The sequence below is a fragment of the Paenibacillus albiflavus genome (assembly GCF_004344915.1).
GTDB lineage: Bacteria > Bacillota > Bacilli > Paenibacillales > NBRC-103111 > Paenibacillus_AM > Paenibacillus_AM albiflavus.
Map to the genome: position 1 here is coordinate 17,679 of NZ_SKFG01000002.1, position 13,210 is coordinate 30,888.

The following is a 13,210-nucleotide window of genomic DNA, read 5'->3' on the forward strand; positions in this document are numbered from 1 at the left end:
TGCTTTAATCATAGCATCCCTGAACGCTAATTTGAAGATTTCGGGCGATATGTGCTCGTATACGAAACAACTGGATTAAATAGCTCATTTATGTAATGATTATAGAGATTATCGACAGAATTGGAGTCTTATACGAATGAAGAAGTTTAAGAAATTTTATGTTGAGATTACGAGCATTTGTAATCTTGCTTGCAGTTTTTGCCCACAAACACAGCGTAAAGCGAATTTTATAAGCATAGAAGATTTTACCCATAGATTGGATGAAATTAAGCCTTATACCGATTACATCTATTTGCATGTAAAAGGTGAGCCGCTTATGCATCCAAAGATCGATCAATTGCTGGATATTGCGCATGACAAAGGCTTTAAGGTAAATATTACTTCCAACGGTACTCTGCTTCATAAGGTAAAGGATAAGATTCTGCTCAAGCCAGCCATCAGACAAATGAATTTCTCTCTTCACAGCTTTGACGGGCATGAAGGCTCGGAGGACAAGGAAGGGTATGTACGTAAAGTGCTTGATTTTGTCAAAGAAGCAAATGAGCAGACGAATATGATTATCTCTTTGCGGTTGTGGAATCTAACGCAGGATAATATGACGAATACAGAGCGGAATCGAAACCGCGAAATACTATCCCTAATCGAAAATGATTTTAATCTCGATTATCGAATAGAAGAGAAGGTCGCTCCAGGAAGCGGACTTAAGCTTACAGATCGGGTATATTTGAATCAGGATCATGAATTCCAGTGGCCTGATTTGAAGGCGCCAGAGGATGATGGCAAAGGCTTCTGCTATGCACTTCGCACGCAAGCGGGGATACTCGTAGATGGAACGGTTGTACCTTGCTGTCTTGATGGTGAGGGTGTCATTAATCTGGGAAACGTGCATCGTCAGCCTTTCTCTGAAATTATTGAGGGTGAACGTGCTACTCAGATTGTTGATGGATTCTCCAGAAGAGAAGCAGTTGAGGAATTATGCAGAAAATGCGGCTATCGGCAACGATTCGGCAAATAACTATATAGAATGAAAAGAGAGAAACCATCCTTAAGTGACAATCGTGTTGAAATGCAATTTCGAGACACGTCCTAAGGGATGGTTTGCTTATTTTCATTTTCTTGATTTATATTCCGTTCCCCAATGGACTAGCGCATCGAGCACGGACTTTAAACTATACCCTGTTTCGGTAAGGGTATATTCTACTCTTGGCGGTACTTCAGCATATACTTTGCGGGTCACAAGACCATTCTCTTCCATTGCACGTAAGTTAGTTGTGAGCACCTTCTGCGAAATATCGCCCACGGATTTCTTTAACTCACCGAATCTTCTTGTACCATCCAATAAATCTCGTATGATGAGCACTTTCCATTTATCTCCTATTAGCTGCAGGGTTGTTTCGACGGGACATACCGGGAATTTTTCTGACATGAATAGACCTCCTTAACTCCTTGATCCTACACAATGGTATCCTTAAGGTAACTACGGCACTTTAAAGTGCTTACTTTACATAAGTTCCTTACTATATCATTATAGAATTATAAACAGCAGTTAATCAAATGTTAGACAATAGAGCAAAATACAGGAGGTATTTAGAATGAAAATCGCAGTTATTGGAGCAACAGGTAAATCAGGTAATTTAATCGTACAAGAGGCACTTTCAAGAGGGCATGAAGTAACAGCAATCGTACGTGATGCACGCAAATTAGGTGAAACGAAAGTGAACGTACTTGAAAAAGATTTGTTCGATCTTACATTTGATGATCTTCAAGATCAAGATGTCATTATCGACGCATTTGCAGCTTGGACGCCAGATACGTTAGTTCTGCATCAAACATCGCTTAAATATTTGGCTGATGTACTGAGCGGGAAACCAAACCGTTTACTAGTTGTTGGTGGAGCGGGCAGTTTATATGTAAATCCTGAGCACACCGTTCGTTTATTAGATACTCCTGATTTTCCAGATGCATACAAAGCGTTGGCCAGCAATATGGGAAAAGGTTTGGATGCACTTAAGCTTAGATCGGACGTAAACTGGACTTATGTAAGCCCAGCGGCTGCTTTCGTTGCAGACGGAGAACGTACGGGTTCATACAAAGCAGGCGGCGAAGAACTAATTGTGAATAGCCAAGGTGAAAGTGTCATTAGCTATGCAGATTATGCAATTGCTATGATCGATGAAGCTGAGAATGGCAACCATATCCGCGCTCGTTTTACAGTAGTATCGAAGTAATCTCTTTATGAAAATAGCAGATAAGAAAATGACCATTATAATCACAATGGTCATTTTTTATTATGTCATAAATATGAATTTTATAAAATGTTTACATAAATGATACACAACATATTAATTATGATATACAATATAAATAAATAAACATGTTTTATATAGAGATTATCACGATATTATTCTCATTTAAACTCGGAAGGAATGGATCGCATGTGCGCAATGATTATGCAGAATCGAGCCACTAAAGAAGTGCATCATAATCTATCTGTGTCTCAATTAGTAGAAAAGGCACTTGAACGAAATGAAGGTACTCTTGCTTCTACAGGAGCCTTGTGCGCACTGACAGGCAAGTATACGGGTAGATCTCCTAAGGATAAGTTCATTGTAGACGAACCTTCAGTGACAGAGCATATTGCATGGGGAAATGTGAATCAGCCGATATCGGAGGAAGTGTTCGATAAGCTGCATGCAAAAGTTCAACTCTATATGGTGGATAAAGAGCTGTTCGTTTTTGACGGCTATGCGGGGGCAGATCCGGCTTATCGCTTGCCAATCCGCGTCATTAATGAGTATGCTTGGCATAATTTATTTGTCCATCAGCTATTTGTTCGTCCAACGGAGTCGGAATTAGCTGCACATATTCCTGAATTTACGGTAATTTCAATGCCTGGATTCAAATCTAATCCAATACTGGATGGTACGAATTCAGAAGCGTTCATTTGTGTTTCTTTTGATAAGAAGATCGTTCTGATTGGTGGAACTGAGTATGCAGGCGAAATGAAAAAGTCAATTTTCAGTATTTTGAATTATCTTTTGCCGTTTAATCAGGTAATGCCTATGCACTGCTCTGCAAATGTGGGAACAAAGGGAGATACAGCGCTATTCTTCGGATTGTCAGGCACAGGCAAAACGACGCTTTCGGCTGATCCCAATAGACATCTGATCGGTGATGATGAGCATGGATGGTCGAATCAAGGGGTGTTTAATTTTGAAGGTGGATGTTATGCCAAGTGTATCGGTCTCTCAGAAGAGAAGGAACCGCAGATTTGGCAAGCGATCCGTCATGGGGCTGTCCTTGAGAATGTCGTACTCGATGCTGAAACAGGTGTAGCGGATTATAACAGCAATGCTTTAACTGAGAATACGCGTGCTGCGTATCCAATTGATTATATAGATGGTGCCATGATACCAGGTGTGGCAGGACATCCTAACGTTATTATTTTCCTAACTGCTGACGCATTCGGGGTATTACCGCCAATCTCTAGGCTTACGAAGGAACAGGCCATGTACCACTTCTTATCGGGATACACTTCGAAGCTTGCAGGGACCGAAAGAGGGGTAACTGAGCCTGAAGCAACGTTCTCAACATGCTTTGGTTCGCCATTCCTACCGTTGAATCCGAATGTTTATGCGAATATGCTTGGGGAAAAGATTGATCAGCATGGAGCAAGAGTCTATCTTGTGAACACAGGTTGGACGGGAGGGCCATATGGGATAGGTAAGCGAATGAGCTTAGCCTATACGCGTGCGATGGTATCTGCCGCTATTGATGGCAGTATTGAGAATTCGAGTTTTGTTCATGATCCGATCTTTAATTTATCTTGTCCAACCCAAATAACAGGAGTTCCAGCAGAAGTATTAATACCGCAAAATACTTGGGAGGATAAGCAGGCTTATTGTGATAAAGCAATGGATTTAGCTAAACGATTTGTGGATAATTTCAAGAAGTTCACGCATGTGAATGATGAGATTGTTGCTGCAGGACCGAATATCGTAGCTTAAGCACGATAATAAGCTGTTCCATAAGTAGTGAAAGCTGCTTGATGGACAGCTTTTTTTTGTTTCAAGCCACATGTTTTACAATGAATCCAATATGCGATACAATTTTATTATGGGCATAATTTCCAAATGTAGTATAGAAGATCATTTCATAAGTAGGGGTGATTGTTGTAGAAAAGGTCGGTGTTTTTATGGAACAAGGCGGTGTTTTTTTGCTGTTCTGGATTAGTCTTGCATTAATCAATGCAGCTATAGCTGAGAACAAGAATCGCAGCCGTTCGTTCTGGTGCTGTCTTTCCTTGCTAGTTGGTCCATTCGCTACTTTACTTCTAGTCGTATGGGAGAAAGAGCCCGAACCGCGAATCAAGCCGAAGAAAAAGAGACTATATTAGTTGATCAAATGTATAAAGGATAGGAGATATAAGGATGAATTTTAATTATTATAATACTTTTATTCAGGTAGCTGCAGACTGTCCAGTCTACCACGGCATTACGCCACAGACGAAGAAAGCTGGCAAGACCGTACCCATGATTCAATATGAATTGCTCATGGAAAATCCTTATACCTATACACAAGAAGAGCTGTACTATCAAGTACATATTAGACATAAAGAGATTCCGCTAGAAGAAGCTCAAGCAAGAAGAGATGAGATTTGGAATGAACTGTATTCCAAGCATCATGCTTGTCTAAGGGCTTGTATGCTTCCTAAGAAATATGGCTGGGGATTGCATTTTGATACGGAGGGTAGAATTGCACTCTATGGGATGGAATCTAAGGAATATGATCAATATGCACAATCAAGTGACGTTAAGCAGCTAGCCGCTATGCGAAGTAGTCGAAAATAATCCATAATAGTGTATTGATATGGTTATTAAGCCATCCTTCACTCCACAGTAATTTCTATTATATTAGTTTTATATTCAGTCAATTTATAATCCTTGTCTATTATCTCATATATCTCTGCTACTGCCCATATGTTGTAAATACCTTGCTTTGTAAAGCTATAGTTGTATACTTCTTTCAATGAATTCTTCTTACCTAATGTCTTAAATTTCATTAAGTCATTCGAAGTGATTGGCAGAATTTTTTGTATGATTTCAGTCTCCTTATTTTCTAAATAGACCTTAAAAACTTTATCACCTGTTCCAATTTTATACTCTATCTCAGAGTTATTGTTAAGGGTTATTTCTAATTTTACTTCCTGATTAATCCTAATTTTATTTTTATTTATAGTTAGATTCGTATCAAATGCCAATCGGTCATTTCTATTAATTTCACTAACAGCACTTTGAATTGATTCCTCGTTATTCACAACAACACCCCCCACTTCTTTATCATAACAACCATTTAGAACAAAAAAACAAAAACATACAACTATTAATGATTTAATTAATTTTTCTTTCATAATAGAATTACCTCGTTCCCATTTATTACAATAAACGGATGTAATTCAATTAATGTTTCAAATATCAGCCATATGCACAATCAAGTGACGTTAAGCAGCTTGTAGCAATGCGAAGTAGTCGGAAATAATCCATGATGGTGACTCAGGATGGCTATATAGCCATCCTTTTTTGTCTTTGTATTCGTTGATTCAGCAGGGCTGGGATCACAAGAAATAAGGCATAGGCACATGACATCCAAGCCGAAAAAGCGATAATTTGTGATTCTTCTAATAAGGGGAAAATGGTTCTGTGAAAAGAGAGCGAGAACGTATCCAGAAATAATCCAAGAATGGACCCGATGATTCCGAATCTTAATGCGGCGTGATTTGTTTTATCGAATAATACATAGATATGCGTTATTCCCCACAGCAAAACCGCTGTGCCAGCTAACAATAAGATGATACTGATTGTAAAAGAGCTTGTGCCAGGAGTATACAGAACGAATTTACCCAAAAAGATAAAAAATAGTGTTGCACATAGCCATACGCCTAATCCCCAAAGCAGCGTAAATAAATGTTTTTTCATAAATTTCCCTCCTTTGTCATCATAGAGCTTAAACCTCTGAAGAGTGTTTCGACTTCTCCGTATATGGTGTCGACAGGAAAATCCTTATGAATCAATGCCTGTACAGCTAACCCATCAACGATTGCATTGAGGAGCACTCCCCAAGTTTCAAGTGTAACTCCTTCTACAGGCGATGCTGGCCATAATCTTGCTAATTGTGCGGATAAAGTTTTATTTTCAGATTGAATGATTTGTTCCAATTGATTACGAATGTTGGTGTTGTTTAAGCTTGAAACAAATAGCGTGAAGAATAATTTATGATAAAAGGAGTCATGTGTGCAGCGACTCTTGGCAGATTGAATAGCATCGGAAATACAAAATTCATGGTTTTCTGATAGCTTCTCCCAAGAGGTTGCGCATGAATCTTGAACAAGTTCAAGGAGCAACTGTTCCTTTGTGCGAAAATGGTAGTAAACCGTTCCTTAAAAACTAGATGTTCGCGGAATATGTTTAGTAAATACTAAACAAATACTTCATATATCTAGTTTGTAGTATTGCATTTTTATAGATGCTGCATTATTATGTCTATATATAAGATAGATATAACGGGGGTATGTTTGGAATGGGAGAAATTTCAGAACTATTCTGGAATGCATCTATAGAGGAAATGAAACAAGGTTATGTATACGATAAGGCGAACGAAGTTTATGTTTGTCTAGCGTGCGGCGAACGGTTTGAGCAAGGAAGGATTTATCAGATAGAAGATGCATGGTACGAGGCAGAGAAATATACACGCATTCACATTGTAGATAAGCATATTTCCATGTTCAATTATCTGATCAATTTGAATAAGAAGCTTACCGGACTAACGGATTTACAGCGCAGCTTGATTACTTTGTTTCAGAATGGCTTAAGCGATAACGAAATCGTTAAAGAGCTTGGCAGCGGCAGTGCATCGACGATTCGAAACCATCGATTTACGCTGCGGGAAAAAATGAAGCAGGCTAAAGTATTTCTATCGATCATGGAACTGGCTGAGGAGCGCCCGAAGAATCCAGCATCCAATTTTATTTCGATCCATAGGAGGGCTACTATGATTGACGAACGTTATAACGTTACGGAAGAAGAAAACGATAAAGTATTACGACTTTATTTTAAGGAAGGCCCAGATGGCCCATTATCCGAATTTCCTCGAAAAGAGAAACGGAAAATCGTAATCCTGCGTCATCTCATTAAGAACTTTGATGCGACAAAGCGTTATACAGAGAAGGAAGTCAATGAAATTATTAAAGCGGTGTATGCAGACTTTGTCACAATCAGAAGATATTTTATCGAGTATGGGTTTATGGATCGGTTAGACGATTGCAGTGCATATTGGGTCAAATTATAGTATATGGAAATTGAGAAGGAAGGGATTAGAAATGGAACAAAACAAACGTAAAGAAATGGTCGCAGCCTACATGGAGAAGAAGAAGCCCATGGGAATTATGCAAATACAGAATAAAAGCAATGGCAAGCGATTTATCGTCAGCAGCGTCAATTTAGAAGGATTAATGAATCGTGAACGATTCATGCTTGATATGGGGAATCATGCTAATAAGGAATTGCAAAAGGATTGGAAGGAGCTTGGGCCAGATCAATTTACATTTGAGATTCTGGATCAAATAAAGCCCAAAGAGGATCAAGCCATGGATCGTCAAGGGCTTAAGAATGTGAAGGATGAATTAACATTGTTAGAGCAAATGTGGTTGGATAAGTTGCAGCCATACGGTGATCAAGGTTATCATATAAAATAATTCACAACAACTAATCCGAATGGATGATGGAAACCCATCAACTATTCGGATTATGTATATTTCTATAGGCTTCTGCTTTCACTGGACTTGATACGAACGGATGATAGTGAATCGGATCGATGTGATGAAACTTCCTTGCGTTTGAAGGTATAGTAGAAATAGGCTATCGAAATGCTCATTGCTATTGCCGAAAGCATAAAGATGAGCATATATCCATAACGATCTCCAAGGGAAACAACAAGATACATATGTAATGAACTAGCTAACCCTGTACTAATCGTACTCATCATGAAGCCAATGCTGTTCGTCAGCCCTCGAATTTGTATATGAACCTTATCCATCATAAATTTTGACTGAATCGGCAGCATTGAATAGTACATCGAACGAAAGAGAAAGAAGCAAGCTGCGGTAAACCAAAGATTGGTGAATATCCCTAGGATGAATAGGCACGGAATGCCGATAGCTTGGTAAATCACGAGTGATTTCAGATCACCAAACTTGGTCGTCATTCTAGGATTGAGAAACATCATGATCATAGTGCCGAATGTTCCTGCTGCTAGTACTGAGCTTATCATGGATGGCTCCAATAGATAGCGATTGGTCAAGAACAGACTCATAAAGGGAATCACAAGCCCGATGGCAATTCCATCAACAAATTTAATAATTCCGAATCGGGTGATAACACCATAAGATTGCTTCGGGATGCTTCTTTTTTCACTGGCTGCCTTTGTTTGTTTGAACCCTGAGACGAACCAGAGCGGAATACAGCTCAGCATAATGAATAAGATGGACAGCAACAGAGCGATTCGGAGACTATCTTCTGTGAGCAACGTAAAATGTGTTTTTAGCTGATCAGAAATGATGCCAGAGCTGGCTGTCCCGATAAATAAAGCAAACGTACCGCTTCCGAATGCCAGACTGAACAGCCTTGTTCGTTGTTCGCTTTTGGAATATTCGGTTAATAGAGGAACAAAGATAACAACTGTAAACGCTTGCCCAATCCCCATGAACACCGACCAAACGAATAAAGCAATTGTCGTATGGACCACTACACTGCCAAGCAATCCAATGACGAGAATAATTAAACCGATTAAGACGGTTTTCTTCGTACCCATCCGATCAGCCATCGTGCCAGCAACTATAGAGAATATCGCGTAGCAGACATATGTCGTCGTGACGATCGCACCTAAATCATAATCGCTAGTGATTACATTCAGGTATAAATTATAAAGTGCTAAATATATTCCTTGACCTAAACAGAAGAGCAAATTCCATAGTAAAATAAGCTTGATCGATGGATGACTTTGTTTGAAGAATGGCAGCCAGTTTGATGTTTGATTCATAAAATACTCCCCCAAGAATGCAATTGTGTGAATTTACTTGTATCGTAGTTGAAGAGTTAATTCTCCTGCAAGTAGGCACTTTTTGGTAACGTACATAAGTATTCTGTTGCATATTTATTAAACTGTAGGAAAGCAGGGATGTTTTTGAATAATAAACAATATTACTGTCCGGTTGAGGCGACGGTCGATGCGATTGGCGGCAAGTGGAAGGCACGCATCATGTGGCATTTGAGTAATCGGAAGCACCGCTATGGGGAATTAAACAAATTGATTCCGGAAATTTCTCGGAAAATGCTGGCGCAAGCGCTTCGCGAATTAGAAAGCGATGGACTGATCAGTAGATCCGAGTATAGTGAGAAGATACTAAAAGTGGAGTACGAGCTTACAGACTATGGAAGAAGTCTCACGCCAATCTTGACGCTTATGAGTGCATGGGGGAAGGAGCATATATTGAAACAGCGTGAGCTGATAACAGAACAGAAGGAAGAACCGAGCTAATTCGGCAAAATATATTACTATGAATCCGCACAGGGCAACCTACTGTACGGATTTTTTAGTAGGGTGTAATATTTTCTTATTGTATAATGAACATAATTGGTGAAAATATCCATAGAAGCAGGAGCAGCATAAGATGAGCATCGTAATTGTATTATCTGCAGGTAAGCAGGATGAAGATTGGAAAAGGATCAGCAGGATTTTGTCCATCTAACCCTTCAAACTAAGCAAGTGATGGTCGAAGATAGTTGGCATTCGATCCAGATCCATCGTCCTGAAGTTGTAATTGAAGCTATTCAACAATTATTGAATAAGGAGATTTGATGCATAATGACTATTCCGATTGAACAATGGATGATAGAAGTGGATATAGCTAGTTTGCAGCGTGCGATGGAGCGTGGAGAGCTAACCTCGGAGCAGCTAGTTCAAGCTTATATCGATCGAATTAATAGGATTAATCCTATCATTAATGCCGTGCTAGAAATAAATCCAGAAGCATTGGAGATGGCTAGAAAACTGGATAAGGAGCGCAGCGTATCAGGTGTACGAAGTCCTCTACATGGGATTCCTATTCTGCTGAAGGATAATATTGATACGGCAGATCAAATGCACACTAGTGCAGGCTCGATTGCATTAGCGAATTCATATGCAGCAAAGGACTCCTTCGTTGCATCCCAATTGCGTAATGCGGGTGCGGTGCTCTTAGGCAAAACGAATATGACAGAATGGGCGAATTTCATGACGATGGGCATGCCATCAGGCTACAGCTCAAGAGGTGGACAGGTTCTTAATCCATACGGACTAGGCACGATAGATGTCGGGGGATCAAGTTCAGGTTCGGGAGCATCGATTGCAGCGAATCTGGCTGCGGCAGCGATTGGTACGGAAACTTCTGGTTCAATCGTTAATCCTGCCATCCAGAATTCGCTTGTCGGTTTAAAGCCAACTGTTGGTTTAGTTAGTCGTACGGGCATTATTCCGATTAGCTCAAGTCAAGATTCCGCTGGTCCGATGACAAGGACGGTTGCGGATACAGCATTATTATTAGGTTTATTAGTGGGTATAGACGAGAATGATGAGGCGACATTGGCAAGTGAGGGTAAACTGCACCGGGATTATACGCAATTCCTCGATTCTAGCTTTATTTCACAAGCTAGAATTGGCATTCCGAGATTTTATTATGATTTAATAGATGAAGAAGGTTTAGTCCTCATTGAAGCTGCGATAGATGTACTTCGGCAAAAAGGGGCTACGATTATTGATCCGATCTCCATTCCGCATGAGAGTGATGAATTGGGTGGAGAGGTCATGCGTTATGAGTTCAAGGTTGGACTGAATGCTTATTTGTCACAGTTGCCTTCTGATGCTCAAATTCATTCTTTGCAGGATTTAATTGCCTTTAATAAGGACAATGAGCAATCCGCATTACGATATGGCCAGACAACGCTGGAATGGTCTGAAGAAACAAGTGGTTCGTTGACGGACCCTGCTTATTTGCAAGCAAAGCAAAGGGATATTCAGTTTACGCAATCGGAAGGACTGGATTATGTACTTGATCATTATGAGCTTGATGCTCTATTCTTGCCTAGCGATGAAGGTACAGACCTTGCAGCAAGAGCGGGCTATCCAGTGTTGACGGTTCCCGTTGGTTATACTTCGAAGGGTCCGATGGGCGTAACCTTCACAGGAAGAGCTTATAGTGAGCCAACATTAATTAAGCTCGCATATGCTCTGGAACAAGCTACACTGCATCGTGTGCCACCTGAGTTGTAAACCAAGGAGTCCTTATAAACTTTTTAAGATTGTTATAAATACAAAAGTAAATAGGAGGGGAACCAGATGGATGCTGTAATCGAGATCGATAATGTTTCTTGGAAAAGAGAGAACAAAGAAATTCTAAGTGGAGTGAACTGGCGGGTTGATCAGGGTCAGCATTGGGCGATTCTTGGATTGAATGGTTCTGGCAAAACAACTTTGTTGAATATCCTGAATGGGTACATTTGGCCAACCAAAGGTACTGTGAGTGTGCTCGGAGAGCGCTATGGCAATGTAGATTTACGTGAACTTCGGAAGAAAATCGGCTGGGTCAGCTCTTCCTTGCAGGAAAAGCTATATGTTCGCGATTTGACGCAGGATGTTGTAATAAGTGGAAAATATGCTTCGATTGGATTATACGATAAGCCGACTGAGGAGGATCGGGAGCGGGCGATAGAGCTTATGATTCAATTAGGTTGTGAGCATTTGGTCGGTCGTCCTTACAATACTTGCTCCCAAGGAGAGAAGCAGAAGACCTTGATTGCGAGAGCATTGATGGCTATGCCTGAGCTATTGATATTGGATGAGGCGAGCAATGGCCTGGATTTTCTATCTAGAGAAAATTTGCTCACAAGCATTAATCAATTGGCAAAGCAGCCGAATGCGCCAACAATATTGTATGTGACCCATCATATCGAGGAGATCCTGCCTGTTTTTAGTCATACGTTATTTATTCGCAGGGGAGAAGTGATGATGCAAGGCAAGACATCCGAACTCTTGCAATCGAATCCGTTATCTGATTTTTTTGAGACGCCAGTCCATGTAGATTGGCATCAGGAACGAGCATGGTTATCTGTACGTTAAAGGGAGGATGAAATAAATGAGAGCACCTAAATTGCAAGCTGGTGATGAAATACGCGTGATTTCTCCATCGAGAAGTATGTCTATTACAGCACCTTACCAAAGAGTTTTAGCACAAGAGAGATTGGAAGCGTTAGGCTTTAAAGTTACATTTGGTAAGCATGTACTTGAAACGGATGATTTTGCATCTTCTTCGATTGCTTCGCGTATTGAGGATTTGCACGATGCTTTTCTTGATCCGAATGTCAAAGGAATACTGACGACAATTGGCGGATTCAATTGCAATCAATTGCTTAATTACATCGATTATGACATGATAGCTAACAACCCTAAGCGGTTATGCGGATATTCCGATATCACGGCGCTGAATAATGCAATTTTGGCTAAAACAGGATTAATTAGTTATTCAGGCCCGCATTTCTCCACATTAGGTATGCTTCACGGTAACGAATATACGATCGAATATTTCGAGAAATTGATGATGCAGGAAGGCGAACTGAATATTGCACCGCCTTCTCACTGGAGTGACGATCAGTGGTATAGAGATCAGGAAAATCGGATATTCGTTCCTAATGAAGGGCCATATGTGATTAATGAAGGGGAAGCTAGCGGTACGATTATTGGCGGTAACCAGTGTACATTCAATTTATTGCATGGCACAGCCTATATGCCTAGTCTAGCAGGTACGATTCTATTTGTAGAAGATGATAGCATCGTATCTCCAGTTGACTTTGATCGGGATTTGCAATCCATCTTACATCAACCCGGTTTTGATCAAGTAAAAGGACTCGTTATTGGCAGATTTCAGCGGGATTCCGAAATGACGAGAAGCTTATTAACGCAAATCATTCATTCCAAACGTGAACTAGCAGGGATACCTGTAGTTGCTGACGTTGAATTTGGACATACGACACCTCGAATTACCATCCCAATAGGTGGACAGGCGTCGATAAAAGCTTTTGATGGCCAAGTAAAGCTAACGATTAGTGAATAGTAGAAGGAGTTC

The 13,210-nt window shown here is 40.3% G+C and carries 17 protein-coding genes; 12 read left to right on the forward strand and 5 right to left on the reverse strand.

Going from position 1 to position 13,210, the window contains the following annotated elements:
• Window positions 1–136 precede the first annotated feature (136 nt).
• Window positions 137–1,015, forward strand: coding sequence for a radical SAM/SPASM domain-containing protein (locus E0485_RS03145; protein WP_132416525.1), 879 nt, complete (start codon window positions 137–139; stop codon window positions 1,013–1,015).
• Between the two features lie 93 nt (window positions 1,016–1,108).
• On the opposite strand, the gene E0485_RS03150 is transcribed toward E0485_RS03145, so the two are convergent.
• Complete coding sequence (locus E0485_RS03150) at window positions 1,109–1,426, reverse strand: winged helix-turn-helix transcriptional regulator (RefSeq protein WP_132416526.1); 318 nt, start codon at window positions 1,424–1,426, stop codon at window positions 1,109–1,111.
• A gap of 166 nt (window positions 1,427–1,592) precedes the next feature.
• Between E0485_RS03150 and E0485_RS03155 the strand changes: the two genes are divergently transcribed.
• From E0485_RS03155 to E0485_RS03170, 4 genes are all read left to right on the forward strand, one after another.
• Window positions 1,593–2,228, forward strand: a complete 636-nt coding sequence (locus E0485_RS03155; protein WP_132416527.1) for an NAD(P)-dependent oxidoreductase — start codon at window positions 1,593–1,595, stop codon at window positions 2,226–2,228.
• Window positions 2,229–2,444: 216 nt separating this feature from the next.
• Window positions 2,445–4,007: a phosphoenolpyruvate carboxykinase (ATP) gene (pckA, locus tag E0485_RS03160; RefSeq protein ID WP_407944825.1), complete on the forward strand. Its 1,563-nt coding sequence runs from the start codon at window positions 2,445–2,447 to the stop codon at window positions 4,005–4,007.
• Window positions 4,008–4,195: 188 nt separating this feature from the next.
• Entirely contained in the window at window positions 4,196–4,396 is a 201-nt protein-coding gene (locus tag E0485_RS03165) for an antitermination protein NusB (protein WP_132416529.1), read from the forward strand.
• A gap of 34 nt (window positions 4,397–4,430) precedes the next feature.
• Window positions 4,431–4,850: a DUF6157 family protein gene (locus E0485_RS03170; protein ID WP_132416530.1), complete on the forward strand. Its 420-nt coding sequence runs from the start codon at window positions 4,431–4,433 to the stop codon at window positions 4,848–4,850.
• A gap of 38 nt (window positions 4,851–4,888) precedes the next feature.
• On the opposite strand, the gene E0485_RS03175 is transcribed toward E0485_RS03170, so the two are convergent.
• From E0485_RS03175 to E0485_RS03185, 3 genes are all read right to left on the reverse strand, one after another.
• Window positions 4,889–5,410 (reverse strand): hypothetical protein, encoded by a 522-nt coding sequence (locus tag E0485_RS03175; RefSeq protein ID WP_132416531.1) that lies wholly within the window; start codon window positions 5,408–5,410, stop codon window positions 4,889–4,891.
• A 151-nt stretch (window positions 5,411–5,561) separates the two neighbouring features.
• The gene (locus E0485_RS03180) at window positions 5,562–5,975 is read right to left on the reverse strand and encodes a DUF5367 family protein (RefSeq protein ID WP_132416532.1); all 414 of its coding nucleotides are present in this window, start codon (window positions 5,973–5,975) and stop codon (window positions 5,562–5,564) included.
• The gene (locus E0485_RS03185) at window positions 5,972–6,400 is read right to left on the reverse strand and encodes a TetR/AcrR family transcriptional regulator (protein ID WP_132416533.1); all 429 of its coding nucleotides are present in this window, start codon (window positions 6,398–6,400) and stop codon (window positions 5,972–5,974) included. The genes E0485_RS03180 and E0485_RS03185 overlap by 4 nt, the downstream gene beginning before the upstream one ends.
• Before the next feature lie 176 nt (window positions 6,401–6,576).
• Between E0485_RS03185 and E0485_RS03190 the strand changes: the two genes are divergently transcribed.
• Window positions 6,577–7,344, forward strand: a complete 768-nt coding sequence (locus E0485_RS03190; protein ID WP_132416534.1) for a DUF2087 domain-containing protein — start codon at window positions 6,577–6,579, stop codon at window positions 7,342–7,344.
• A gap of 31 nt (window positions 7,345–7,375) precedes the next feature.
• Entirely contained in the window at window positions 7,376–7,750 is a 375-nt protein-coding gene (locus E0485_RS03195; RefSeq protein WP_132416535.1) for a GIY-YIG nuclease family protein, read from the forward strand.
• A 62-nt stretch (window positions 7,751–7,812) separates the two neighbouring features.
• Here E0485_RS03195 and E0485_RS03200 read toward each other — a convergent pair whose 3' ends face one another.
• Window positions 7,813–9,093 carry an MFS transporter gene (locus E0485_RS03200; protein WP_132416536.1) on the reverse strand — a complete coding sequence of 427 codons (1,281 nt, stop codon included), beginning with the start codon at window positions 9,091–9,093 and terminating at the stop codon, window positions 7,813–7,815.
• 144 nt (window positions 9,094–9,237) lie between these two features.
• On the opposite strand from E0485_RS03200, the gene E0485_RS03205 reads away from it, so the two are divergent.
• The 5 genes from E0485_RS03205 to E0485_RS03220 all read left to right on the forward strand — a co-directional run bounded on the left by E0485_RS03205 (window position 9,238) and on the right by E0485_RS03220 (window position 13,198).
• Window positions 9,238–9,591 carry a winged helix-turn-helix transcriptional regulator gene (locus tag E0485_RS03205; protein WP_235857385.1) on the forward strand — a complete coding sequence of 118 codons (354 nt, stop codon included), beginning with the start codon at window positions 9,238–9,240 and terminating at the stop codon, window positions 9,589–9,591.
• Between the two features lie 177 nt (window positions 9,592–9,768).
• The gene (locus tag E0485_RS24995; RefSeq protein ID WP_165921065.1) at window positions 9,769–9,912 is read left to right on the forward strand and encodes a hypothetical protein; all 144 of its coding nucleotides are present in this window, start codon (window positions 9,769–9,771) and stop codon (window positions 9,910–9,912) included.
• Window positions 9,913–9,918: 6 nt separating this feature from the next.
• Complete coding sequence (locus E0485_RS03210; protein WP_132416538.1) at window positions 9,919–11,361, forward strand: amidase family protein; 1,443 nt, start codon at window positions 9,919–9,921, stop codon at window positions 11,359–11,361.
• Between the two features lie 66 nt (window positions 11,362–11,427).
• Window positions 11,428–12,207 carry an ABC transporter ATP-binding protein gene (locus E0485_RS03215; protein ID WP_132416539.1) on the forward strand — a complete coding sequence of 260 codons (780 nt, stop codon included), beginning with the start codon at window positions 11,428–11,430 and terminating at the stop codon, window positions 12,205–12,207.
• 16 nt (window positions 12,208–12,223) lie between these two features.
• Window positions 12,224–13,198 (forward strand): S66 family peptidase, encoded by a 975-nt coding sequence (locus tag E0485_RS03220; RefSeq protein WP_132416540.1) that lies wholly within the window; start codon window positions 12,224–12,226, stop codon window positions 13,196–13,198.
• Window positions 13,199–13,210: the final 12 nt, after the last annotated feature.

Excerpts from the sequence above, each read along its gene's own strand:
- E0485_RS03170 (WP_132416530.1), top strand. The coding sequence starts at position 4,431 with ATGAATTTTAATTATTATAATACTTTTATTCAGGTAGCTGCAGACTGT.
- E0485_RS03215 (WP_132416539.1), top strand. The coding sequence starts at position 11,428 with ATGGATGCTGTAATCGAGATCGATAATGTTTCTTGGAAAAGAGAGAAC.
- E0485_RS03155 (WP_132416527.1), top strand. The coding sequence starts at position 1,593 with ATGAAAATCGCAGTTATTGGAGCAACAGGTAAATCAGGTAATTTAATC.
- E0485_RS03220 (WP_132416540.1), top strand. The coding sequence starts at position 12,224 with ATGAGAGCACCTAAATTGCAAGCTGGTGATGAAATACGCGTGATTTCT.
- E0485_RS03145 (WP_132416525.1), top strand. The coding sequence starts at position 137 with ATGAAGAAGTTTAAGAAATTTTATGTTGAGATTACGAGCATTTGTAAT.
- E0485_RS03210 (WP_132416538.1), top strand. The coding sequence starts at position 9,919 with ATGACTATTCCGATTGAACAATGGATGATAGAAGTGGATATAGCTAGT.
- E0485_RS03180 (WP_132416532.1), bottom strand. The coding sequence starts at position 5,975 with ATGAAAAAACATTTATTTACGCTGCTTTGGGGATTAGGCGTATGGCTA.
- E0485_RS03150 (WP_132416526.1), bottom strand. The coding sequence starts at position 1,426 with ATGTCAGAAAAATTCCCGGTATGTCCCGTCGAAACAACCCTGCAGCTA.
- E0485_RS03195 (WP_132416535.1), top strand. The coding sequence starts at position 7,376 with ATGGAACAAAACAAACGTAAAGAAATGGTCGCAGCCTACATGGAGAAG.
- E0485_RS03175 (WP_132416531.1), bottom strand. The coding sequence starts at position 5,410 with ATGAAAGAAAAATTAATTAAATCATTAATAGTTGTATGTTTTTGTTTT.
- E0485_RS03165 (WP_132416529.1), top strand. The coding sequence starts at position 4,196 with ATGGAACAAGGCGGTGTTTTTTTGCTGTTCTGGATTAGTCTTGCATTA.
- pckA (WP_407944825.1), top strand. The coding sequence starts at position 2,445 with ATGATTATGCAGAATCGAGCCACTAAAGAAGTGCATCATAATCTATCT.
- E0485_RS03190 (WP_132416534.1), top strand. The coding sequence starts at position 6,577 with ATGGGAGAAATTTCAGAACTATTCTGGAATGCATCTATAGAGGAAATG.
- E0485_RS03200 (WP_132416536.1), bottom strand. The coding sequence starts at position 9,093 with ATGAATCAAACATCAAACTGGCTGCCATTCTTCAAACAAAGTCATCCA.